Source organism: Vibrio metoecus, from assembly GCF_009665255.1.
Classification (GTDB): domain Bacteria; phylum Pseudomonadota; class Gammaproteobacteria; order Enterobacterales; family Vibrionaceae; genus Vibrio; species Vibrio metoecus_B.
Genome location: NZ_CP035686.1, coordinates 2286895 through 2312109 on the forward strand (window position 1 = coordinate 2286895; position 25215 = coordinate 2312109).

A 25215-nucleotide genomic window follows, 5' to 3' on the forward strand; every position below is an offset into this window, starting at 1 on the left:
ATTCTTAGACAGTGATATTGCTATCATTCAGTGGTAGAATTCGGCCTCGAAAAGAAAAAAAATTACAGAACTGAGTAAAAAATACGCCTATAGCCCCCATTAAATCGGCGCCAAGTGGCGAATTTTCTGAAATTTTTGATCAAACAGTCAGTCATAAAATGACTAAATCTGTTGAAAGACTTTCAGTTTTGGAGTGCGAGAGACTCGTGAGCTAGACTTGGCAATTGACGAAATAAAGTTGCCACCACCGAGAACACTTCAGAGCTAACAACCAACTTCAAAATCATTTTGTTTATCGGAGAAACTCTTCCATGAAAAAGACCAAAATCGTATGTACGATTGGCCCAAAAACTGAGTCTGTAGAGAAGCTAACTGAGCTAGTTAACTCAGGCATGAACGTAATGCGCCTGAACTTCTCTCACGGTGACTACGTTGAACACGGCACTCGTATCGCAAACTTCCGTAAAGTAATGGAAGTGACCGGTAAACAACTGGCGATTTTGCTAGATACTAAAGGCCCTGAAATCCGTACTATCAAACTGGAAAACGGTGATGATGTGGATCTGGTTGCAGGTCAACAGTTCACTTTTACAACAGACATTGCTGTTGTAGGTAACAAAGATCGCGTAGCGGTAACTTACTCTGGCTTTGCGAAAGACCTGAACGTTGGCAACCGTATTCTGGTTGACGATGGTCTGATCGAAATGGAAGTACTTGCAACAACAGACACAGAAGTGAAATGTAAAGTTCTGAACAACGGCGCTCTGGGTGAAAACAAAGGTGTTAACCTGCCAGGCGTTTCTGTAAACCTGCCAGCACTGTCTGAAAAAGACAAAAATGACCTGAAATTTGGTTGTGAGCAAGGCGTTGATTTCGTTGCTGCCTCTTTCATCCGTAAAGGTTCTGACGTTAAAGAAATCCGTGAAGTTCTAGCGGCTCACGGCGGTCAAAACATTCAAATCATCTCTAAAATCGAAAACCAAGAAGGCTTGGACAACTTCGATGAGATCCTTGAGCTATCTGACGGCATCATGGTTGCTCGTGGCGACCTAGGTGTTGAGATCCCAGCAGAAGAAGTTATCTTCGCTCAAAAGATGATGATCGAGAAGTGTAACCGTGCACGTAAAGTAGTTATCACAGCAACTCAAATGCTGGATTCTATGATCAAGAACCCACGTCCAACTCGTGCAGAAGCGGGTGACGTAGCTAACGCGATCATGGATGGTACTGATGCTGTGATGCTGTCTGGCGAAACTGCAAAAGGTAAGTACCCAGTTGAAGCGGTGAAAATCATGGCGCAAATTGCTAACCGTACTGACTCAGTACTGAAAGCTGAGCTGGGTTCACGTTTGGATAGCCCACGTCTGCGTATCACTGAAGCAGTATGTAAAGGTGCAGTAGACACTGCTGAGAAACTGGCTGCTCCACTGATCATCGTAGCAACTGAAGCGGGTAAATCAGCGCGTTCAATCCGTAAATACTTCCCAACTGCAAACATCATTGCAGTAACCACTAACAAGAAAACTGCTGCTCAGCTTGTGCTGTCTAAAGGCGTAACACCTGTTGTGGTTGAGTCAATTGACAACACTGACGCTTTCTACCACTTAGGTAAAGAGATTGCTCTGCAATCTGGCCTAGGCAAGAAAGGCGACATCGTAGTGATGGTTTCAGGTGCACTGGTTGCTTCTGGCACAACGAACACTGCTTCAGTACACGTACTGTAATCGCATGATGTGGCGGATTTAGTACCGCCGCTGAAAACGATACAAAAACGGAGCCCATTGGGCTCCGTTTTTTATTACCAACCGAAAAACTCTTTGTGATGAGTATTGAGCAAAAGCACCATAGGTAAAAAATAAAGTGCGCTGAGCTTAATACCTAATACCAACAAACAGCCTATCGTTAGCCTGACCAGGAGATGATTCAACATACACTGCCTCTCAATTGCTCAGTGTGTTTGATTTCCGATGCCTAAGCAGGGCAGAAAGTCATCATGACTTTCTTTCAATCAATGAGCGTTACTGATGGAAAAGTCAGCAGTTTACTTATTGCTCAACTTAGCTCAATAATTCAGCAAAATTAGACTTTAGTCTAACTGTAATAAAAATATGACAACCATCAAATTAATATGTAATCACAATGAGATAGAGAATCTGATTGTAATTACTGGCTGAAAGATCGGGTAAGCTTGGGTCAAGAGCACAGTCACGACTACGCGAACTGGCGGTTTTAGCCCCACAAAAAAGAGAGATGATTCATTCACCTCTCTTTCATTCATCTTGTTGGTAAGCGACCAACTATGGAGCCAGTTTGTACACCACATCAACTCGGTCACGGATCACTAAAGATGACTCTTGATAGGTATCCGCTACATCCATTTTTTCGCTAAGATTCGCTGAGCGCATCATGATCGGCTCAACACTCGGTGTATTGTAATCCACTCGCCAAACACCTTCCAATTTACGTTCAAAACCCTTAGCCAAAGATTGTGCTTTTAACTTCGCGTCTTCAATCGCCGCCATGCGTGCTTGCTGCTGGTATTTCTCTTGATCACGCACCTTAAGTTGAATGCTATTAACTTGATTGATACCAGACTCTAACGCAATGTCGAGATATTGATTGAGCTTACTCACCTCTTCCACTCTCACGGTAATCGAACGAGAGGCTTGATAGCCTACTAACTCAGGCTTGCCGTCTGCTGGGTAGTGATATTGCGGGTTAATATAAAGATTCGAGCTAGAAACATTCTGTTGCGCGACACCTGATTTCACCAATTTTGAAGTGAATTCAGTGACCGCTTTATCCACCGCCGCTTTCGCTTGCTCGGCATTCATTGTCGATTCAACAACCTTAACCGAAAACTCGGCCATATCAGGTACTGCAGTGACTTCACCATAGCCTGAAGTTGAAATATGTGGAAAATCCCATTCCTGTGCAAAGGTCGGGGCTGAAAGAACAGAGAGAAGTAAAACCACTGGTGCAAATAATTTCATCGTTTCGATCCTTAATGTCATCGACTGTCCACATCATAAGCTAAGCAGTGCATAGATTCAGTGTCTACGCATAAAAATCACACAACTTTGACTCTGCCAATTATTGGGGAAGAACACTCTTCGCATACCCAGTGATCGCTTGACTGATCTCAAGCAACACGCCGGTTTCTAGCTGCCAATGATGCCAAAATATCGGATATGACAACATAAACTCCGGAGTCATATTGATTAACGCTCCGCTTTCCAATTCCGAAATAATCTGCAAACGAGGGATCAAACAATAAGCCGCACCAGAAAGCGCTAAACGGACAAAAGCTTCTGAGCTACCAACCGTGTGGTTGATGACTTTATCGCGCGGTACTGCAAAGTAATCCCATAAGAATTTATTGTGCAATTCGTCATATTGATCGTAAGACACCGCAGGTGCTTTGATTAATGAGCGAGGGTTGACACCTTTAGCAAAGTATTTTTGATAGAACTCTGGGCTTGCGACGCACAGATACTCCATCTGGCCTAAATACTCAGCACTACAGCCAGTGATCGGTTGTGGTTCCAAACTGATTGCGCCCACCACTTCACCATTTTTGAGCTTATCGAGGGTGCGTGACTCACCATAAATCACCAGATTTAATTCCACTTGGCGGCTTTTCATCATCTTATCCAGCGCCGGTAACAACCAAGTCGCTAGACTATCCGCATTGGTCGCAATAGACATAGAAACCGGACGTACATGTTCTTGATTAGTTAACTCTGGAACCAACTCTTGCTCAATTAAACAGACTCGGCGATAGAGTCCAAGCAACTTTTTGCCAACCAAAGTCGGCCTTGGTGGCTGCTCACGAATCAACACTGGCTGGGCTAAATATTTTTCTAACTGTTTAATCCGTTGAGATACTGCAGATTGAGAGATAAACAGCTGCTCAGCCGCTCGTTCAAAACTGCCTTTACTCACCACACTATCTAGAGCTTCAATCCATCGATAATCCAGACCACGCATTGCTTCTCCGTTCCACTTATTAGCCAAGTTAATATGATATTAAAATCATTAATTATACTTATCCACTTCAAATTATTATCTTGCTCAGCCTATCCCTTTCCGACTTAGCGTTGCGGCTTCAAATCGGAACGAAATAACACTCCAATCATGCGGTATGAGGTAAAAAATGAACTGGTGGATTCTGCTACAAGGATTCAGCTTGGGTGCAACCATGATTATTCCCATTGGCGCTCAAAATGCTTATGTATTAAATCAAGGGATTAAACGTCATCATCACTTAACCACCGCAGCCACTTGTGGGGTGCTGGATATGATTTTTATCACGCTGGGGATTTTTGGTGGTGGTGCTCTCATCTCGCAAAATACCAGCTTGTTAATTGGTGTCACCTTGGGCGGCATTTTGTTTCTCTGTGCTTATGGTTTCCTCTCACTCCGTGCCGCACTCAAGCCCACACAAACCTCGAATCCATCCTCTAGCCTTACATCGACTGGGCGTAAAGCAGTGATCTTCGGTGCTTTTGCCGTCACCGTGTTTAACCCACATCTCTATTTGGATACGGTGGTGATCTTGGGATCAATCGGTGGTCAATTCCAAGGTGATGAGCGTATCTCATTTGCCATTGGTACCATTCTCGCCTCATTCGTGTGGTTTTTTACCCTATCACTCGGTGCGGCTAAACTCAGCACTACACTCTCTAAACCGAGGGTGAGACAAGTGATTGATATGGCAGTCGCAGCAATGATGTTCATTATTGCCTTTGCTTTGACTAAGAACTTATATCTCAATCACTGGCTAAACTAATTAAGATTCACGTTATAACCAAACGACTTGGAGTTGTACGTGGCCAAGATTGATGCAGCTTCAAGTAGGAAAAGGATTTCAAAGATAAAAAAAGCGGAGTAAACACTCCGCTTTTTTGTATTGCACAACAATTAGTTGAGTTTGTTGAGATGCACATCCATTTGTGGGAATGGAATTTCAATACCGTTGGCATCCAGTGCTTCTTTGATCGCTTGCATTGAATCAAAGTACACCGCCCAGTAGTCCGATGTTTTACACCATGGACGTACGACAAAGTTGATTGATGAATCCGCCAGAGTCAGCACACCAATGGTCATATCAGGATCTTTTAGGATACGAGGATCTTTTTCCAGCGTCTCACGCAGAACACGCTTAGTTTTCTGCAGATCAGACTTGTAAGACACACCGATCACCATATCGACACGACGCGTCTCATGACGTGAATAGTTAGTGATCGCACCGCCAATGACCGCTGAGTTTGGTACCACAACCATTTTGTTATCTGGGCTTTTCAGGACAGTTTGGAAAATTTGAATAGAATCAACCGAGCCGGCTACACCACCAATTTCCACATAATCACCGGATTTGAATGGACGGAATGCCACAATCAGTACACCGGCTGCAAAATTAGACAGCGAACCTTGTAGAGCTAAACCAACAGCCAAACCCGCAGCACCGATCACCGCTACGACAGAAGCCGTCTGGACACCAATACGACTCAACGCTGCAATCAACACAATAATAAATAGCGTGTAACGTACAAGACCGTGGATAAACTCCACGACAGCCTTATCCATCTCTTTCTTTTTCAATACGTTGGCAACGCTACCTGCTACCGCTTTAACCACAAGGTTACCGATAAACAAGATCAGAATAGCGGAAATGACATTCACACCATACTGAATCAAAAGATCCGAATTATTGGTTAACCAAGTGTTGACCTGATTAAAACTCTCAACGATAGGTGCTTCAACACCAATCGATTCACCAGCCATAGTGTTTTCCTCTCAGAATAAATGAAATATCAGCGGGAATTGCGAAATCTCAGCAAGAGAACACACAAAGAAACCGCCAAATGTCAGAATTTTGGCACAATAACGCAAACTCAAACTTTCGCAAAGTCAGGATTTGGTAAAGAATCACAAACGGTTACGTAGAATTTGCTACGTCACGGTTACAGGTTAAACAATATTCTAGCACTCCGCTATCCATCAAAATGAGATAGCGTAAAAAAAGAAACCCGCTCAAGGCGGGCTTCTTAATCATAAAGACTTAATGCAAATTACAGTACGTCAATCGCATTCAGGTCAGCAAATGCTTTCTCTAGGCGAGCAACCATTGCCGCTTGACCAGCACGCAGCCATACGCGTGGATCGTAGTATTTCTTGTTCGGTGCATCTTCACCCGTTGGGTTACCGATTTGACCTTGCAGGTAGTCATGGTTTTTCGCTTCGTACAGACGAATACCATCCCATGTTGCCCACTGAGTATCAGTATCGATGTTCATTTTGATTACACCGTAAGAGATAGACTCACGGATTTCTTCCAAAGAAGAACCTGAACCACCGTGGAATACGAAGTTCAGTGAGTTTTCTGGCAGACCAAACTTCTCAGAAACGTATTTTTGAGAATCACGTAGGATAGTTGGAGTCAGAACTACGTTACCTGGCTTGTAAACGCCGTGTACGTTACCGAAAGAAGCTGCGATAGTGAAACGATGGCTGATTGCGTTCAGTTTCTCGTAAGCGTATGCAACGTCTTCTGGAGAAGTGTACAGCTCAGAAGAATCCATATCTGAGTTATCAACACCGTCTTCTTCACCACCAGTACAACCCAGTTCGATCTCCAGAGTCATGTTCATTTTCGCCATGCGCTCTAGGTATTTTGCAGAGATTGCGATGTTCTCTTCCAGAGACTCTTCAGACAGATCGATCATGTGAGAAGAGAACAGTGGTTTGCCAGTTTCTGCGAAGTGTTTTTCACCTGCGTCTAGCAGACCGTCGATCCAAGGTAGTAGGTTTTTCGCTGCGTGGTCAGTGTGCAGGATCACTGGAATACCGTAAGCTTCTGCTACAGAGTGAACGTATTTTGCACCTGCGATCGCGCCTAGGATTTGCGCTTTTTGACCTTCAAGTTTCAGACCTTTACCAGCAAAGAATGCTGCGCCACCGTTAGAGAACTGAACGATAACAGGCGCTTTCACTTTTGCTGCTGCTTCTAGAACGCCGTTTACAGAGTCAGTACCTACACAGTTTACTGCTGGAAGTGCAAAGCCATTTTGTTTTGCTACTTCAAAAACTTTCTGTACGTCATCACCAGAAATAACACCAGGTTTTACAAAATCAAAGATCTTAGACATGGATGGAATCCTATTTTCTGTCGTTTTAAAAATAAAAACGGTAAGTTTCAATTCTTGCAAACGTTTGCTCACCAATCGCGGCATTCTACCAAAGAAATACTCGCCGTGCAGCAAACAAGAAAGCGGGAGTTGTCTCCCGCTCTCATTTGATCATTACGCTTTAGCGCGCGCTTCCAGCATTTCAACTGCAGGCAGTTTTTTACCTTCAACGAACTCAAGGAATGCACCGCCGCCTGTTGAGATGTAAGAAACATCGGCTTTGATGCCAAACTTGTCGATCGCGGCTAGCGTGTCACCGCCACCAGCAACAGAGAAGCCTTCAGATTTCGCGATCGCTTCTGCGATACCACGAGTACCCGCTTCAAAGTTCTTGAATTCGAATACGCCTACTGGGCCGTTCCACAGGATAGTTTTCGCGTTTTTCAGGATCTCAGCCAGTTCAGCGGTTGAGTTTGGACCCAAGTCGAAAATCATGTCGTCGTCTTGAACTTCAGAAACGTGTTTGATTTCTGCTTCTGCGTTCTCATCGAATGCTTTGGCACACGCCACGTCAGTCGCAACTGGAATTGCACACTCTTCCATCAGTTTCTTCGCTGTTTCAACAAGGTCAGCTTCGTACAGAGACTTACCTACGTTGTGACCTGCTGCTGCGATGAAGGTGTTCGCGATGCCACCGCCAACAACCAGTTGGTCAGCGATTTTTGACAGTGACTCAAGTACAGTCAGTTTCGTTGATACTTTTGAACCACCAACGATCGCTACCATTGGGCGAGCTGGTTTGTCCATTGCTTTGCCTAGTGCTTCAAGTTCGTCAGCCAGCAGTGGGCCTGCACAAGCGATAGGAGCAAACATGCCAACGCCGTGAGTAGAAGCTTGAGCACGGTGCGCAGTACCAAAAGCGTCCATCACGAATACGTCACACAGTGCTGCGTATTTCTTAGACAGCGCTTCTTCGTTTTTCTTTTCGCCTTTGTTGAAGCGAACGTTTTCCAGAACAACCAGTTCACCTGCGTTCAGTTCAACGCCATCGATGTAGTCTTTCACTAGGCGAACTTCGCAGTCTAGTGCATCGTTCAGGTAGTTAACCACTGGTAGTAGAGAGAACTCCTCAGCATACTCACCTTCAGTTGGGCGACCCAAGTGAGAAGTGACCATTACTTTAGCGCCCGCTTCCAAGCAGTGCTTGATTGTTGGTAGAGACGCAAGGATACGTGCATCAGAAGTCACTTTGCCGTCTTTTACTGGTACGTTCAGGTCAGCACGAATAAATACGCGTTTACCTGCAAGATCCAGGTCAATCATCTTGATTACAGACATGATTTGTCCTCTCAAACTATTTAAAGAAATGAAAATTCTGCAACTCGGCGACCCTGCCGAGTCGGTAAAATCTTAGCTGTTTACCGATATGGGGATGCGTTCTTCAGGTTTCAATATCCAAACCTGATTTGAAGTGCATGCTTAGCCTTTACTGCGTGGCTTGCATTGCCAAAGCGGTATCTAACATCCGGTTGGCAAAGCCCCATTCGTTATCACACCAAACGAGCATTTTCACTAACTGCCCGTTACTGACTCTCGTTTGTGTTCCATCCACAATCGCGCTGTGCGGATCATGGTTAAAATCGATGGAAACCAAAGGCGCTTCAGTATAGTCAACAATGCCACGTAATGTACACTGAGATGCGTTCACAATGGTTTGATTTACGTCATTAACTTTCACATTTGATTTAATTGTGACACTTAAATCCATCGCGGTCACATTTACAGTGGGAACACGCACTGAAATCGCTTCAAATTTGTTAGAAAATTTCGGAAATATTCTTTCTATACCTTTGTGCAGCTTGGTATCAACCGGAATGATGGATTGGCTCGCGGCACGGGTACGGCGCAAGTCAGTATGGTACGCATCAATCACTTGTTGATCGTTCATTGATGAGTGAATCGTGGTAATGGTGCCCGAATCAATGCCAAATGCGTCATCCAATACCTTGATGATCGGCACTATGCAGTTAGTGGTGCAAGATCCGTTAGAAACGATTTTATGCTCAGCGGTTAGGGTTTCATGATTCACACCATAAATGATGGTGTTGTCGAGATCGCTAGCACCCGGATGGGAAAATAAAACTAACTTCGCGCCCGCATCAATATGCTTTTGACCATCTTCCTGACAACCAAATACGCCAGTACAGTCGAGGACTAAGTCCACACCTAAATCACGCCAAGGTAAGAGAGGAATTTCAGAAAGATGCAGAATGCGGATTGAGTCATACTCACCATTTTGATGGTGAACGTAGATATGCTGCTGATCATGGCTGATTTTTTTGCCAAAGCGACCGTGGCTAGTATCGTACTGAAGGAGATGCGCCATCGCATCCGGTTTGGCAAGTTCATTAACCGCAACCACTTGGATGCGATCACTTTTGCCACTTTCATACACAGCGCGTAATACGTTACGCCCAATGCGCCCAAAACCGTTAATTGCTACCCTCAGCATCTTGTACCGCCTATCGCTCTCAGATTGGTTGGCAATAGTAACCGATACTCTAGGCTTTGGCACGGCGATCCTGTGCAATAAATGATTCCACCACCGATCGCAAAACAAGCAGAGGATTGGCGCTGCCGCCAATCCTCTGAACCTCTACCTCTAATAATTAGAAGGCAATGTCTAAGCCCAACCAGTAGCGGCGGCCATCTTCCACATAACCATATTCGGCATAGTTCACTTCCTGATCAAACAGGTTGTACACCGCGGCTTTAAGCGTTGCGGTATCGGTGAGCGCATAAGTCACGCCAGTATCGATAAAGGTGTAGCTTGGCGCGATGAAATCATTGTTCGATGCCCCACCTTCCGGCTGCATCTCCTTGCCACGATAGTTGAGGTTAGCCCAACTGCTTAGGCGATCTGTGGTTTGCCAACTCAAGTTGGCATTAAACAGATGCTTAGGTAACTGCAATAGTGGACGGCCAGCAAAATTCCCGGTTTTCTGCTCCGAGTGGGTGTACGTGTAGCTAGATGACAACTCAATGGTTTCCGTAATTGGCAAGCTTAAGGTTGCCTCTGCACCATAGGTTTCGGCTTCATCAATATTCACACGATAAGTAGGATCTGCGCCCCATTGGTTTGGCCCATCGGTACAGATATTGGCAGGGCAAGCGACGCGAGTGATCTTATCTTGAAAGTCATTATGGAAAGCGGTTAACGATGCCGAGAGACCCGTGCCAGCGCTGTACACCAAGCTCAACTCTTTATTAACGGAAGTTTCAGGCTTGAGATTCGGGTTGCCATAAATATTACCGCCCTTACTCACTTGTCCCCAATCCGGCGTCACTTCACGTAATTGCGGTGCACGGAAGCCAGTAGAAACACCACCTTTTACTGTCCATAGAGGATCGAGATTCCATACGCCATACACACGTGGGCTGAAGTGGCTGCCGTAGTTTTTATCATGATCCAGACGTCCACCAAAAGTCAGGCGGAATTGCTCTGCGAGCGCCCATTCATCTTCAATGAATCCCGCCCATTGAGCGTTGGAGATATGCGTGCGAGATGAAATTTTGTTGGAGGTTTTATCCTCTAAACTTTCGTGTTTACCTTCCACACCAAAGCTCAACTTATGCTCACCAATAGGAGCCACTAACGTGGATTTGAACACAGTGTTGTCAATGCTCATCTCACGAGACTGATTGGTATTTTCTTCGTATTGCAGATAGGTATCGGATTGCCCAACGTTTTGCCAATCCCCTTGGTGAGAAACGGCAATATGATTGCGACGATACTCATTATCCGTCTTGCTGCCGCTGGATTGCGCCGACTTGCCCACGTTATTTTCGCGATCTTGGGCTGATAAACCGGCTTCCAGTTGCAGTTGATGATCTGGATTGAGCTGGTAGTTGAGCTTTGAGGTTAAGCTGCGCAGTGATTTATCGCCGTAACCATGCTCAATTTCGTCTTCATCGCGTTGTGTGGTTTGCCCGTAGACTTGCAGCGATAGAGCATCACTTAAAGGTCCTGTCACAAAAAAGTTAGCGCTTTGTTCATCGCCTGAGGCGCGATTTTCTTGCACCACGGTCGATAGCTGCACATTGCCTGACCACTGCTGCTGATCTTTACGAGTGATGATGTTGATCACGCCGCCAATCGCATCCGAGCCGTACAGCGTAGACATCGGGCCACGGATCACTTCAATGCGTTCAATCGCTTGCAGAGGCGGCAGCCAACCTTGCTCAATGCCCGGACCATCGCTGTTTGGACGGGTCTGACGTGAGGTTTGACGTTTACCATCCACCAAAATCAAAGTGTAGCTTGAGCCCATACCACGAATGCTGATGTCGGTTTTATCGCCACCACCCGTCACGGTTACGCCTGGAACGCCTTTTAGCGCATCGGTCACATCACGGTAATAGCGAGATTCCAGATCTTCTCTTGAAATCACACTGATACTGGCTGGCGCATTTTGAATGGCTTGCGCGTATCCCGCCGCAGTGACCACCATGGTTTCATCCGCTTTCGTCGCTTCTTGAGCAAAAGCGCTAGCCGAAAACATTAAGCCAAGCGTCACAGATAAACTGACGAGGGATGGATTGTGTCTGGACATTTACCTCTCCTTTAAATGATAATTATTCTTAATTTCAGAAGCGGATTATTCATATATTCTGTATTGGAGATAGATCGACACATGGAATAGTGCGGACCAAATATGGAACGTCTGTGGTAATTATTCTTTAAAGGTCAAATACCTATGCAAGATCTCAGCGCCGTAAAAGCTTTCCATGCGCTTTGCCAACATAAGAGCCTGACTGCCGCAGCCAAAGCACTTGAACAACCTAAATCCACCCTGAGTCGCCGCTTGGCACAGCTTGAGGAGGATTTAGGACAAAGTTTGTTGATGCGGCAGGGCAACCGCTTAACGCTCACCAAAGCGGGGGAAGTGTTTGCGGTTTACTCAGAACAGTTACTTGAACTGGCGAATAAAAGTCAGGAAGCGTTGCAAGAATTGAACAATCAAGTCACTGGCGAACTCACGCTGGTGGTGCATCCGAATTTGATCCGTGGTTGGCTCAGCCAAGTGTTGGATGAGTTTATGCAGCAGCATTCGACATTGAAGATCCGTTTACTCAGCCAGTTTCAACACAGTGATGAGGTATTTGAGCCCGATTTGATCATTTGGATTGAACACGCCGCCCCCATGGGTTATCGCAAAGAGCGCTTAGGCTATTGGCGCTATGCCGCTTACGCCTCTCCCAAATATTTGGCCCATCGAGATAAACCCACCCATCCTCGTGAGCTGATTCATCACCCATGGATTGATTTTATTGCTTGTCGGCGCGCGGAGCTTGAACTGCACCATCCAGAGTTCGGCAGTTATTCACTGCCAGCACTAGAGAGTCGTTTACAAAGCGATAATCTTGCCATGCAAGCCGATGCGATTGCTAAAGGTCGTGGTATTGGTTTGCTTCCCACTTGGTTTGCCAATGGTTTTGAAACGGCGCATCCGGGCAGCCTCATTCCTTGCGTCAACGGATGGCAATCACAGCCAACAGAAATCAACTGCTTCTATCCGCTCGGTCGTCACCCACTTCGGCTGCGCCTATTCATTGATGCGCTCCGCCAAGCAAGGCCTGATGAGTGGCAATAAAAAATCCCGCCGCAGCGGGATTTTTTATCATCGATTTTTCTTTGCTTCACAAAGAATGGCTTTCAATTACGCCAGCAGTTCTTTGGCTTGTTTCACGACATTTTCAGTAGTGAAGCCAAACAGTTTGAACAGCTCACCCGCTGGTGCTGATTCACCAAAGCTGGTCATACCGATGATGCGACCGCCAAAGCCGACGTACTTGTACCAGAAGTCGGCAATGCCCGCTTCAATCGCGATACGCTTGGTGACTGCAGATGGCAGAACGGCTTCACGGTAGGCTGCATCTTGCTTATCAAATGCGTCGGTCGATGGCATAGAGACCACGCGAACCGCTTTGCCTTCGGCGCTCAGTTGCTCGTAAGCGGCAACCGCGAGTTCAACTTCAGAGCCTGTTGCAATCAGAATGAGTTCAGGTTGACCTGCACAATCTTTCAGGATGTAACCACCTTTGGCGATGTTCGCGACTTGCTCTGCGCTGCGTGGTTGCTGCGCGAGGTTTTGACGCGAGAAAATCAGCGCAGATGGCGCATCTTTACGCTCAATCGCCAGTTTCCACGCCATCGCTGATTCTACTTGGTCACATGGGCGCCATGTGCTCATGTTTGGTGTCATACGCAGGGAAGCGATTTGCTCAACCGGTTGGTGGGTTGGGCCATCTTCACCCAGACCGATAGAGTCATGGGTGTACACTTGGATGTTTTGCACTTTCATCAGTGCTGCCATACGCATCGCGTTACGCGCGTATTCCATAAACATCAGGAAGGTCGCGCCGTAAGGCACAAAGCCACCGTGCAGCGCGATACCGTTGATGATGGCGGTCATACCAAACTCACGCACACCGTAGTGGATGTAGTTGCCTGAGAAGTCTTCTGCTGTGAGAGACTTAGAGCCAGACCACATGGTGAGGTTAGAAGGCGCTAGGTCAGCTGAGCCGCCCATAAATTCTGGCAGCAGTTTGCCGAACGCTTCCAGCGCATTTTGTGATGCTTTACGCGATGCGATGTTGGCAGGGTTAGCTTGTAGGTTGGCGATAATCTCGCTGGTTGCTGCTTCCCAATTCGCTGGCAGCTCACCGGCTACGCGGCGCTTGTATTCAGCAGCTTCGGCTGGGTAAGCTTTCGCGTAAGCGGCGAATTTCTCATCCCAAGCGGCTTCTTTGCTTGCGCCTGCGGCTTTGGCATCCCACTCTGCGTAAATGTCAGCTGGGATTTCAAATGGAGCATATTCCCAACCCAAGAATTCACGCGCGGCTTTGATTTCATCGTTGCCCAGAGGAGCGCCGTGACAGTCGTGTGAGCCCGCTTTGTTTGGTGAGCCGAAACCGATGATGGTTTTGGTACAAATCAGCGTTGGGCGAGAGGTTTCTGCTTTCGCCGCTTCAATCGCAGCGTTAATTGCATCTGCATCGTGGCCATCAACCGCAGGGATCACATGCCAGCCGTACGCTTCAAAACGTTTTGGTGTGTCGTCTGAGAACCAGCCTTCCACGTGACCGTCGATAGAAATACCGTTGTCATCCCAGAATGCAATCAGTTTGCCCAGACCCAGTGTTCCCGCCAGTGAACACGCTTCGTGCGAGATACCTTCCATCAAACAGCCATCACCCATGAACACATAAGTGAAGTGGTCAACGATGTCGTGACCCGGTTTGTTGAACTGCGCCGCCAGTGCTTTCTCAGCCATCGCCATACCTACGGCATTAGTGATGCCTTGGCCTAGAGGGCCCGTGGTGGTTTCGATACCCGGTGCGTAACCGTACTCTGGGTGACCCGGTGTTTTTGAGTGCAGTTGACGGAAATTTTTCAAATCGTCAATCGACAGCTGGTAACCGCTCAGGTGCAGCAGCGAGTAAATCAGCATAGATCCGTGACCGTTAGACAGTACAAAACGGTCGCGGTCAGCCCAGTTTGGGTTTTGTGGGTTGTGGTTTAAGTGTGAACGCCACAGTACTTCGGCGATATCCGCCATGCCCATTGGGGCTCCCGGGTGGCCAGAGTTAGCTTTTTGAACGCCGTCCATGCTCAGGGCACGGATAGCATTGGCAAGTTGTTTGCGAGAAGACATGTCGACTCCTAAATGGGAAGTAAGCGAAATGAATGGATGCGGAAAATCAGTGGCGGCTATTGTCGCAAAGCCCCCCTGCTGCTGCAAACGATTTACTGGTGCTTTGCTCCGATTTTGTCACACTTTTTAGCACATTCTCGCTTTGTAGTGGCAAAGCTGACTTTTTTAAGCAAACGTTTGGTTATGGGCTAAACAGAAAAAGAGCTTGTAATTTGAGCGCTCGACACTAGAATAGCCGTCTAGATGTAGAAACGCCTACAAAATGTACGAAATTGATCGGTAGCGCCACTTCATGCCGTTACCGAATAACCACAAATATTGGAGCTATCATGGCGATTAAGCACCTGTTTACTTCAGAATCAGTATCAGAAGGCCATCCAGATAAAATTGCAGACCAGATCTCTGATGCAGTGTTGGACGCAATTCTTGAGCAAGATCCTAAAGCTCGCGTTGCTTGCGAAACTTACGTAAAAACTGGCATGGTGATGGTGGGTGGTGAAATCACTACTTCCGCTTGGGTTGATATCGAAGAGTTAACTCGTCAAACCGTTCGTGAAATTGGTTACGTGCACTCAGACATGGGCTTTGATGCCAACTCTTGTGCAGTACTGAACACCATCGGTAAGCAATCGCCAGACATCAACCAAGGTGTTGATAAAGCCGATCCTAAAGAGCAAGGCGCGGGCGACCAAGGCATCATGTTTGGTTATGCAACTAACGAAACTGAAGTGCTGATGCCAGCACCAATCACCTACGCACACCGTCTGATGCAGCGCCAAGCAGAAGTTCGCAAAAACGGTACGCTGCCATGGTTGCGTCCAGATGCGAAATCTCAAGTGACCTTCCAGTACGACCAAGGCAAGATCGTGGGTATTGATGCCGTGGTTCTGTCTACTCAGCACTGTGACTCTATTTCAACGCCTGACCTGCGTGAAGCGGTAATGGAAGAGATCATCAAGCCTGTTCTGCCAGCAGAATGGCTGAGCAAAGAGACCAAATACTTCATCAACCCAACCGGTCGTTTTGTGATTGGTGGTCCTATGGGTGACTGTGGTCTGACAGGTCGTAAGATCATCGTTGATACCTACGGCGGCGCAGCGCGTCACGGTGGTGGTGCATTCTCTGGTAAGGATCCATCCAAGGTTGACCGTTCAGCGGCTTACGCAGCGCGTTACGTTGCGAAAAACATCGTTGCGGCGGGTATGGCTGATCGTTGTGAAATCCAACTGTCTTACGCAATCGGTGTTGCTGATCCAACGTCTATCATGGTGGAAACTTTCGGTACTGAAAAAGTATCTCAAGAGATCATCATCGAAGCCGTTCGCCAGTTCTTCGACCTGCGTCCATACGGTCTGCAAGAGATGCTGAACCTGCTGCAACCTATCTACAAGAAAACAGCAGCTTACGGTCACTTCGGCCGCGAAGAGTTCCCTTGGGAAGCGACAGACAAAGCCGCGCTGCTGCGTGACTTCGCTGGTCTAAAATAAGCATTATTTCAAGTCACCGCTGACAAACGGCGAGGATTGCAATAGAGTTCAAGGCCCTTTCTCATGAAAGGGCTTTTTTTATGAGTTCGATGATAGGGTTTTTAGAGGTAGAAATTCGCTAATGGTTCGTTTTGATCTGCACTGCCAAGCTGAGCAGAAAATCAAACAGTGTATCGCCACCGCCAGCGAGGCTTTGCAACGCCCTTTTAAACTACCTAAGCTCAACTACCGTTTACGCGGGCGCGCCGCCGGTAAAGCCTATTTACAGCTGTGGGAAATCCGCCTTAATCCGGTGCTGTTTGCCGAAAACGTCGATGACTTCCTCCAGCAAGTGATCCCACACGAAATCGCTCATCTGATTACGTATCAGCTTTATGGACGAGTACGTCCACACGGTGCCGAATGGCAACAAGTGATGAAACAGGTGTTTCAACTCGAACCCAAAACCACCCACACGTTTTCTGTTGCTTCAGTACAGGGCAAAACCTTCCACTACCGCTGTGCGTGCCGCGAATACCCCCTCACCATTCGTCGCCACAATAAAGTGCTGCGCGGTGAAGCCACCTATCGCTGCCAAAGCTGCCAACAAAACTTGATCTACCAAGCCTAACCTTTGATTGACAGAGGCCACCTCTATAGGCTTTGCCTTTCCCTCGCTAAAAACTAACAAAAGCATCAACGACAAAGGTAATTTATGAGTGTTAGACTGATAAAAAACCTACTTATCTACGTCTATCATGCTGATTATCCGTTTAATAACCGCTTTTATGGCGAGCTTGCCTCTCCTCACCTTTGCCGCCCCCATGTCTTTTAGTCATGCGAAAAATGAAGCGGTGAAGATTTACCGTGATCATCCGGTCTCTTTTTACTGTGGCTGCGACATTCGCTGGCAAGGCAAAAAAGGCATCCCTGATTTGGAGAGTTGCGGCTATCAAGTACGTAAAAATGAGAATCGTGCTTCGCGTATTGAATGGGAACATGTAGTCCCAGCTTGGCAATTTGGTCATCAGCTGCAATGCTGGCAACAAGGTGGCCGCAAAAACTGCACTCGTACTAGCCCAGAGTTCAATCAGATGGAAGCCGATCTGCACAACCTCACTCCAGCGATTGGCGAAGTAAATGGTGATCGTTCCAACTTCGGTTTCAGTCAATGGAATGGTGTCGATGGTGTCACCTACGGCCAGTGCGAAATGCAAGTGAACTTCAAAGAGCGCGCAGCCATGCCGCCAGAACGAGCACGCGGGGCAATTGCGCGCACTTATCTGTACATGAGTGAGCAGTACGGTTTGCGACTTTCCAAAGCGCAAAACCAATTAATGCAGGCATGGAACAATCAATATCCGGTCAGCGAATGGGAATGTATCCGTGACCAACGGATTGAAAAAGTGCAAGGCAACTCGAACCGCTTTGTGCGTGAACAATGCCCGAACTGATTGGCAGAATCTCACCCTGCCCCCTTGTATTTTGCCCAACTTGCATCCATGTTAGAGGCCAGATATGCCTCTTCCAACTGAAGTTGCCGCTTTAAGTTGGAAGAAGGTAACCTCGTTTAATGATTAGGAATTATCCGCATGCGCATCCCACGAATTTATCATCCAGAACCGATCCACCAGCTTTGCACCGTAGCCCTGAGTGAAGATGCCGCTGGGCATATCGGTCGCGTATTGCGTATGCAAGCTGAACAAGAAGTGCTGCTATTCGATGGCTTTGGGGCTGAATTCCCAGCCGTGATCAGTGAAGTCGGCAAAAAGCAGGTGCTGGTCAACATCACAGCGCGCGTGGAAAACAGTATTGAATCGCCCCTCGATCTGCATCTTGGTCAGGTGATTTCACGCGGCGATAAGATGGAGTTCACCATCCAAAAATCGGTGGAATTGGGCGTAACCACCATCACCCCTCTGCTTTCTGAGCGTTGTGGCGTGAAGTTGGATGAAAAACGCTTCGAGAAGAAGATCCAGCAGTGGCAGAAAATTGCGATCAGCGCTTGCGAGCAGTGTGGCCGTAATACCGTGCCAGAAATCCGCCCAATTATGGATCTCGAAGCTTGGTGTGCAGAGCCAACCGAGGCACTGAAACTCAATTTGCACCCACGCGCTAAATACTCGGTCAACACCTTACCCACCCCAGTGAGCAAAGTTCGTTTGCTGATTGGTCCTGAAGGCGGTCTGTCAGCGGAAGAAATTGATATGACACGTCGTTACCAGTTTGAAGAAACCTTGTTAGGCCCACGCGTACTGCGCACAGAAACTGCGGCACTCACAGCGATAACTGCACTACAAGTTCGTTTCGGCGATCTTGGCTAAATGGAGATAAACCATGATTAAACTCGGTATTGTGATGGATCCCATCGCTTCCATTAACATCAAAAAAGATTCCAGCTTTGCCATGATGCTTGAAGCGCAGCGTCGCGGTTATGAAATCCATTATATGGAAATGAATGATCTACACTTAGAGCAAGGTGTGGCACTGGCCGATACTAAAGTTGTCGAGCTGAAAGAAGATCCGAGCGGTTGGTATCAATTCAAATCCGAGCAAACCATCGCACTTTCTGAATTGGATGCGATTTTAATGCGTAAGGATCCGCCGTTCGACACCGAATACATCTACGCAACCTACATTTTGGAGCGCGCGGAAGATGAAGGCGTATTGGTAGTGAACAAACCACAAAGCCTACGCGATTGTAATGAAAAACTGTTCACCGCTTGGTTCCCAGAGCTGACGCCGATCACCATGGTGACGCGTAAAGCCGAGAAGATTAAAGCCTTCCGTGAACAGCACGGGGATGTGATTCTAAAACCCCTCGATGGTATGGGCGGAGCTTCGATTTTCCGCGTTAAAGAGGGCGATCCTAACCTCTCAGTGATCATCGAAACCTTAACCAACCACGGCCAGAATTACTGCATGGCTCAGACCTTTGTGCCAGATATCAGCAACGGTGACAAACGCATTTTGGTGGTCGATGGTGAACCTATGCCTTACTGCTTGGCGCGAATTCCAGCCAAAGGTGAAACCCGCGGTAACTTGGCTGCCGGCGGTCGTGGTGAGCCTCGCCCACTGAGTGAAACCGATAAGAAAATTGCTCTAGCGGTCGCTCCGACCCTAAAAGAGAAAGGGCTACTGTTTGTAGGCTTGGATGTCATTGGCGATAAACTGACCGAAATTAACGTTACCAGCCCAACCTGTATTCGAGAGATTGAAGCTGCGTACGATATTTCAATCACAGGCAAGTTGATGGATGCCATTGAACGTCGCCTTAAAGCGGCCGCAATGTGAGCAGCCACAGCAGTGAAATAGAGGTTGGACACAGTATGAATCTTACCAATCATTTTCTGGTTGCCATGCCTAGCATGAAGGATCCTTACTTCAAGCGCAGCGTGATTTATATCTGCGAGCACAACCAAGATGGCGCGATGGGGTTAATGATCAATGCGCCGATCGATATAACGGTCGGCGGCATGCTCAAGCAGGTTGATATCGAACCGGCTTACCCACAGTCTCACCAAGAAAGTCTGAAAAAGCCGGTGTTCAATGGTGGTCCGGTATCGGAAGATCGTGGGTTTATTCTGCATCGTCCGCGCGATCACTACGAATCGAGCATGAACATGACCGATGACATCGCCGTCACCACCTCGAAGGATATTCTCACTGTACTCGGTACCGAGGCGGAGCCTGAAGGCTACATTGTCGCGCTTGGCTATTCTGGTTGGTCTGCTGGACAGTTAGAGGTGGAACTCACCGAAAACTCTTGGCTCACCATAGAAGCGGATCCTGAGCTGATTTTTAATACGCCCGTGCATGAGAAATGGCAAAAGGCGATCCAAAAACTCGGCATCTCCCCTGCGCAGCTTTCCAGCGACGCCGGACACGCCTAACCAAATCCAAGGCTGCGATCACGCAGCCTCATTTTTTACTGTCATTTTTATTGAACATTTTTTATTAAAAGAGAAACACCATGTCACGTACCGTTATGGCCTTTGATTACGGCACCAAAAGCATTGGCAGTGCAATCGGCCAAGAGATCACTGGCACGGCGTCACCGCTAAAAGCGTTTAAAGCCAATGATGGCATCCCCAATTGGGATGAAATTGAAAAACAGATCAAAGAGTGGCAACCCAATTTATTGATTGTTGGCCTGCCTACCGATCTGCACGGCAAAGATCTGGACACCATCACCCCACGCGCAAAGAAATTCGCTCAGCGTTTGCATGGCCGTTTTGGTTTGCCCGTAGAACTGCATGATGAGCGTCTTTCCACCACCGAAGCGCGCGCAGAACTGTTCGCCATGGGCGGTTACAAAGCACTGAGCAAAGGCAATGTGGACTGCCAATCGGCGGTGATCATTCTAGAGAGTTGGTTTGAAAGTCAGTGGGGCTAACCCCACTGCTTCTATCAAACGATTTTACTCAGCCAAACCTTCCAATTTGATCAAAGCAAACTGCTTCTTACCGCGTTGCAACACGTAGTAGCGATCAAACAGAGCAAAGCCCGATAACACGCCCTCTTGCTGTACTCGCTCACCATTGACACGGATCGCCCCACTCTCCAACCACTCGCGCGCTTGGCGCTTGGAACTGGCTAAACCTGAATTGAGCAGCAAATCGAGTAAGGAATCGGTACGTGATGCCGCCACACAAGGCAGACCATCTAACTCTAACTGAGCCAACTCACTTAAGCTGAGATAGCTGACATCCCCGCTAAACAGCGCTTGAGTAATCCGCTGCGCCGCAGCGAGTCCCTCTTCATCATGCACAAAACGGGTCACGTGCTCTGCCAAAATCTGCTGCGCTTGTGGCTTGCCTTCGCGTAACGTATCGGCTTGGCGAATGTCCTCAATCTCAGCAGTGCTCAAAAAAGTGTAATACGCCAAGAAGCGGTACACATCCGCATCATCACTGTTTAACCAAAACTGGTAGAAGCGGTACGGCGAGGTTTTACTGCTCTCAAGCCACACTGCACCACTTTCGGTTTTGCCAAATTTAGTTCCATCAGATTTGGTGATCAGCGGCAAAGTTAAACCACATACTTCGGCACCATTGAGGCGGCGAGTCAAATCAATCCCGCTGACAATATTGCCCCACTGATCATTGCCACCAATTTGCAGCGCGCAACCAAACTCACGATTGAGATGCGCAAAGTCATAAGATTGCAGCAAAGAGTAACTGAACTCGGTAAAGGAGATGCCTTGATCCGGACGCGCTAAACGCTGCTTCACCGATTCACGATTGATCATTGTATTGACTGAAAAATGCTTACCCACATCGCGGAAAAAATCGATCAGATTGATCTTGCCGATCCAATCAGCATTATTGACGGTCATCAGCGATGCGCAGTTTTCGCTCTGCGAGGCCATCAATTGCGTGATTTGCTGGCTTAAATCACTCACCCACTGCTGCACAGTTTGCGCACTATTGAGCACCCGCTCGTTGGCTTTAAAACTTGGATCGCCAATCATGCCTGTGGCACCACCGATGAGCGCAATCGCTTGATGTCCGGCGTTTTGAAAACGCTTAAGCATCAGCAGTGGCACCAAATGACCGATGTGCAAACTGCCTGCAGTGGGGTCAAAACCGCAATACAGCACTTGCGGCGTAGTAAAGCGCTCAACCAGCGCCTCCAGTGGCGTGCTTTGCGCGATCAAACCGCGCTGCTGTAAATCATCAAAAAGTTGCTGTGAATTCATTCTGCCTCCTAAAAGTCTTGGCAAGCAGAGTAACCAACTTTAAACATCGGGAGCGATGTCCCTAAAGGGACAATCTTGGTAATTGATGACCTAAGGAGGAAAGACAACCTAATCCGCGGCTGCGCCAATCAGATGATTGAGAAACAGTTGAAACAGCTCGCTTAACGAGCTGACATGCAGCTGCGCATAGATGCGTTTGCGATGATTTTTGACTGTGCCGTGGCTGATGGCCAGTACCTCGGCAATCTCTTGTGAGTCTAAACCTTGGATAAGCAGTGCGGTGATCTCCTGCTCTCGCGGGCTTAAACGCTGCGCGCCAAAACTCTGGATCGCCTGCTCAACCCAAGTCCGTAACTCTTGGTTGGGCTGCGCACTTTCCGCTAACCGCAGTGGCTGCTGCTGCCAATGCTGCTGACACAAGGCTTGCAACACGGTAAACCGCTGTTGCAACGCGGCTATCTGTTCACGAGGAAAAGAGCGTGGCTTAAAGCAGCCGAGATACACTACAATCGAACGCTCGTCATCGAGGTTGACCACCAAACTCACTTCATCCTGCCAACCGGTTTGCGCATAAAACTGGTGTTGATAGGCTTTTTGCTGCGAATTGAGCGGCATTAAATCAGAGAGATGAAACACCCCTGAGCGCGTGTTGTGCTGCAAAGCACTGTAGAAAGGATCATCGAGATAAGCATGTGTCAGATAACGCTGAAACAGAAGCTCACGCTGAGCTGAGAGCGAGTCATACAGATAAATCGGATGTTTGTTGGGGCGATAGCCCAAGATCACCGCGCAATCAAAATCGGCAATACAACGCAGCACTGCCACGAGGCGAGACGTAAATTGCGGCGTCTTTAACGCCGCAATCGCGTCACCTAATGCGAGATATTCTTGAGTCGTGATCTGCATGTACACTCCACCCATTCAGCCGAGAAAGTGGCAGTATGCCCAATCCAGACTCGAAGCTCTATCCCAAACTCGCTTGAGTTGCAGGGAGTGAAAGCAAAGCGCACAAAGCAACCAACCGCTACTCCATATCAATCTTCACATTTTGCAAAGATCCGCTGCCGTAGTTATCACCACGCTTGGTTTTGAGCATCAAACGCAGATCGTTGGCAGAATCCGCACTGTGCAGGGCATCTTGCTCACTGATTTTGTCATCCACCACTAGCTGGTATAAGGCTTGGTCGAAAGTCTGCATACCTACTTCTTTGGAGCGCGCCATGGTCGTTTTCAGCTCATGCAGTTCGCCACGGCGAATCAAATCCGCGACTCGTGGGCTATTAAGCAACACTTCAAACACCCCATGCCGTCCTTTGCCATTTTTATCACGTAGCAACTGCTGACCAACCACCCCTTTTAGATTGAGTGACAAGTCGAGCAGGAACTGCTCACGCTGCTCTTTCGGCACTAAATGCAAAATCCGCTCTAACGCTTGGTTAGCGTTGTTGGCGTGCAGCGTGGCCATACACAGATGACCCGTTTCCGCGAAAGTCATTGCGTATTCCATGGTTTCTCGGCTGCGAATTTCACCAATCAAAATCATATCTGGTGCTTGGCGCAGCGAGTTTTTCAGCGCGATTTCATAACTTTCGGTATCGAGCCCCACTTCTCGCTGAGTCACGATGCAACGCTTGTGTTCATGTACAAACTCAATGGGATCTTCGACCGTCAAAATATGCCCAGTACGGTGCTGGTTACGATAGCCAGTCATGGCCGCCATAGTGGTCGATTTACCCGAACCGGTTGCGCCTACCACCAAAACTAAACCGCGTTTAGCAATCGCTAAATTTTGCAGTACCTCGGGTAATTTCAGCTCTTCAAAGGTGGGAATACGCGTTTCAATCCGGCGGATCACCGCCCCCGGCAATTCACGTTGGAAAAACGCACTCACCCGGAAACGGCCACTATCACGCACCACAGCAAAGTTCGCTTCACGCGTCTGCTTAAATTCCGCTTGTCTCGCGTCGTCCATCATCGCATGCAATAAGGCCGTCACATCCGCCAAACTGAGCACTTCACCTTGCGCACGCAATTCACCATCGACTCGATATAAAATCGGCGCACCAACAGTGATGTAAAGATCCGATGCTTTATGGCTCAGCATCCCATCCAGATATTGATTTAACTCCATCGCTGTTTACCTACTTAAAATGCTTTTAAATCCAACTCGATTTTGCTCTGCACTTCTTGCGCATCCACCACACCACGCGCGATCAGCTGTTTGGCGTTTTGCTCCATGGTTTGCATGCCATGAGCGGCACCGGTTTGGATGATTGAATACATCTGCGCCACTTTATCTTCACGGATCAAGTTACGGATTGCCGGAGTCGCCAGCATGATTTCATGGCACGCGACACGACCGCCACCCACGCGTTTTAAGAGCTTTTGCGCGATAACTGCACGCAGAGATTCAGAAAGCATTGAGCGCACCATGTCTTTATCACTGCCAGGAAAAACGTCGATAATACGGTCGATGGTTTTCGCCGCCGAGCTGGTGTGCAAAGTACCAAATACTAAGTGACCCGTTTCTGCCGCGGTGAGCGCCAAGCTAATAGTTTCTTGGTCACGCAGCTCACCAACCAGAATCACATCCGGATCTTCACGCAGTGCCGAACGCAGTGCGTTTTTAAAACTGTGGGTATCACGGTGCACTTCGCGTTGGTTGATCAAACACTTATTGTTGCTATGTACAAATTCAATCGGATCTTCAATGGTCAAAATGTGCTTGTTATGGTGGGCATTCACGTAATCAACCATCGCCGCGAGCGTGGTGGATTTACCCGAACCGGTAGGTCCAGTGACCAGCACTAAGCCTTTTTCATAATTGGCGATCTTGGTAAAAATCTCAGGAGCTTCAAGCTGATCTAACGTCGGTATCACCGTCGGAATGGTACGAAATACCGCAGAGCATCCGCGCGATTGGTGAAACGCGTTAACCCGGAAACGGCCAACATTAGGCAGTTCAAAAGAAAAATCGACTTCTAATTTTTCTTCATATTCACTGCGCTGGGCATCATTCATAATTTCAAATACCAAGCGATGTACGTCAGAATGGGTAAAAGCAGGCACGCCAAGCTTCCTAACTTCACCATCAATCCGTACCATAGGCGGAACACCGGCGGAAAGATGTAGATCTGACGCGTTATGCTTTACACTAAATTCCAGTAACTCAGCGATATCCATTTAAATTCCTTAATAAA

General features: G+C 47.7%; 22 protein-coding genes. 10 read left to right on the forward strand and 12 right to left on the reverse strand.

Annotated features, from left to right (window positions below; translation table 11 throughout):
• The first annotated feature begins 311 nt into the window (after positions 1 to 311).
• Positions 312 to 1724 (forward strand): pyruvate kinase PykF, encoded by a 1413-nt coding sequence (gene pykF, locus EPB59_RS10335; protein WP_154172618.1) that lies wholly within the window; start codon positions 312 to 314, stop codon positions 1722 to 1724.
• A 573-nt stretch (positions 1725 to 2297) separates the two neighbouring features.
• Here pykF and EPB59_RS10340 read toward each other — a convergent pair.
• Complete coding sequence (locus tag EPB59_RS10340) at positions 2298 to 2993, reverse strand: oxidative stress defense protein (protein WP_055051684.1); 696 nt, start codon at positions 2991 to 2993, stop codon at positions 2298 to 2300.
• Positions 2994 to 3093: 100 nt separating this feature from the next.
• A complete protein-coding gene (locus EPB59_RS10345) occupies positions 3094 to 3990 on the reverse strand; it encodes a LysR family transcriptional regulator ArgP (protein ID WP_154172620.1) in 897 nt (298 codons plus the stop codon).
• Between the two features lie 166 nt (positions 3991 to 4156).
• Between EPB59_RS10345 and EPB59_RS10350 the strand changes: the two genes are divergently transcribed.
• Entirely contained in the window at positions 4157 to 4792 is a 636-nt protein-coding gene (locus tag EPB59_RS10350) for a LysE/ArgO family amino acid transporter (protein WP_055051683.1), read from the forward strand.
• Between the two features lie 131 nt (positions 4793 to 4923).
• On the opposite strand, the gene mscS is transcribed toward EPB59_RS10350, so the two are convergent.
• The 5 genes from mscS to EPB59_RS10375 form a co-directional block, all read right to left on the reverse strand.
• Positions 4924 to 5787, reverse strand: a complete 864-nt coding sequence (mscS, locus tag EPB59_RS10355; protein WP_055051682.1) for a small-conductance mechanosensitive channel MscS — start codon at positions 5785 to 5787, stop codon at positions 4924 to 4926.
• A 287-nt stretch (positions 5788 to 6074) separates the two neighbouring features.
• Positions 6075 to 7151, reverse strand: coding sequence for a class II fructose-bisphosphate aldolase (gene fbaA, locus EPB59_RS10360; RefSeq protein ID WP_055028334.1), 1077 nt, complete (start codon positions 7149 to 7151; stop codon positions 6075 to 6077).
• Between the two features lie 153 nt (positions 7152 to 7304).
• Entirely contained in the window at positions 7305 to 8468 is a 1164-nt protein-coding gene (locus EPB59_RS10365) for a phosphoglycerate kinase (RefSeq protein ID WP_000111264.1), read from the reverse strand.
• A 148-nt stretch (positions 8469 to 8616) separates the two neighbouring features.
• Entirely contained in the window at positions 8617 to 9642 is a 1026-nt protein-coding gene (epd, locus tag EPB59_RS10370) for an erythrose-4-phosphate dehydrogenase (RefSeq protein WP_055051681.1), read from the reverse strand.
• A gap of 157 nt (positions 9643 to 9799) precedes the next feature.
• Complete coding sequence (locus EPB59_RS10375; RefSeq protein WP_154172622.1) at positions 9800 to 11743, reverse strand: ligand-gated channel protein; 1944 nt, start codon at positions 11741 to 11743, stop codon at positions 9800 to 9802.
• Positions 11744 to 11887: 144 nt separating this feature from the next.
• Between EPB59_RS10375 and EPB59_RS10380 the strand changes: the two genes are divergently transcribed.
• Positions 11888 to 12784 carry a LysR family transcriptional regulator gene (locus EPB59_RS10380; RefSeq protein ID WP_001153529.1) on the forward strand — a complete coding sequence of 299 codons (897 nt, stop codon included), beginning with the start codon at positions 11888 to 11890 and terminating at the stop codon, positions 12782 to 12784.
• 66 nt (positions 12785 to 12850) lie between these two features.
• Here EPB59_RS10380 and tkt read toward each other — a convergent pair whose 3' ends face one another.
• Complete coding sequence (gene tkt, locus EPB59_RS10385) at positions 12851 to 14848, reverse strand: transketolase (RefSeq protein WP_195706982.1); 1998 nt, start codon at positions 14846 to 14848, stop codon at positions 12851 to 12853.
• A gap of 329 nt (positions 14849 to 15177) precedes the next feature.
• Between tkt and metK the strand changes: the two genes are divergently transcribed.
• The 7 genes from metK to ruvX all read left to right on the forward strand — a co-directional run bounded on the left by metK (position 15178) and on the right by ruvX (position 20710).
• A complete protein-coding gene (metK, locus tag EPB59_RS10390) occupies positions 15178 to 16335 on the forward strand; it encodes a methionine adenosyltransferase (protein WP_000985187.1) in 1158 nt (385 codons plus the stop codon).
• Between the two features lie 121 nt (positions 16336 to 16456).
• Positions 16457 to 16945, forward strand: a complete 489-nt coding sequence (locus EPB59_RS10395) for a SprT family zinc-dependent metalloprotease (protein ID WP_000251280.1) — start codon at positions 16457 to 16459, stop codon at positions 16943 to 16945.
• Positions 16946 to 17072: 127 nt separating this feature from the next.
• Entirely contained in the window at positions 17073 to 17768 is a 696-nt protein-coding gene (gene xds, locus EPB59_RS10400; RefSeq protein WP_154172626.1) for an extracellular deoxyribonuclease Dns, read from the forward strand.
• Between the two features lie 138 nt (positions 17769 to 17906).
• Positions 17907 to 18638, forward strand: coding sequence for a 16S rRNA (uracil(1498)-N(3))-methyltransferase (gene rsmE, locus EPB59_RS10405; protein ID WP_154172628.1), 732 nt, complete (start codon positions 17907 to 17909; stop codon positions 18636 to 18638).
• A gap of 13 nt (positions 18639 to 18651) precedes the next feature.
• Positions 18652 to 19608: a glutathione synthase gene (gene gshB / locus EPB59_RS10410; RefSeq protein WP_154172630.1), complete on the forward strand. Its 957-nt coding sequence runs from the start codon at positions 18652 to 18654 to the stop codon at positions 19606 to 19608.
• Positions 19609 to 19643: 35 nt separating this feature from the next.
• Positions 19644 to 20207, forward strand: coding sequence for a YqgE/AlgH family protein (locus EPB59_RS10415; protein WP_005526767.1), 564 nt, complete (start codon positions 19644 to 19646; stop codon positions 20205 to 20207).
• 80 nt (positions 20208 to 20287) lie between these two features.
• Positions 20288 to 20710, forward strand: coding sequence for a Holliday junction resolvase RuvX (ruvX, locus tag EPB59_RS10420; RefSeq protein ID WP_000091869.1), 423 nt, complete (start codon positions 20288 to 20290; stop codon positions 20708 to 20710).
• Between the two features lie 24 nt (positions 20711 to 20734).
• Here ruvX and tyrS read toward each other — a convergent pair whose 3' ends face one another.
• The 4 genes from tyrS to EPB59_RS10440 form a co-directional block, all read right to left on the reverse strand.
• Positions 20735 to 22015, reverse strand: a complete 1281-nt coding sequence (gene tyrS / locus EPB59_RS10425) for a tyrosine--tRNA ligase (RefSeq protein WP_154172632.1) — start codon at positions 22013 to 22015, stop codon at positions 20735 to 20737.
• A gap of 108 nt (positions 22016 to 22123) precedes the next feature.
• Positions 22124 to 22921: a helix-turn-helix transcriptional regulator gene (locus EPB59_RS10430; protein ID WP_195706983.1), complete on the reverse strand. Its 798-nt coding sequence runs from the start codon at positions 22919 to 22921 to the stop codon at positions 22124 to 22126.
• Between the two features lie 118 nt (positions 22922 to 23039).
• The gene (locus tag EPB59_RS10435) at positions 23040 to 24146 is read right to left on the reverse strand and encodes a PilT/PilU family type 4a pilus ATPase (protein ID WP_154172636.1); all 1107 of its coding nucleotides are present in this window, start codon (positions 24144 to 24146) and stop codon (positions 23040 to 23042) included.
• 14 nt (positions 24147 to 24160) lie between these two features.
• Complete coding sequence (locus tag EPB59_RS10440) at positions 24161 to 25198, reverse strand: type IV pilus twitching motility protein PilT (RefSeq protein ID WP_000350205.1); 1038 nt, start codon at positions 25196 to 25198, stop codon at positions 24161 to 24163.
• Between the last annotated feature and the right edge of the window lie 17 nt (positions 25199 to 25215).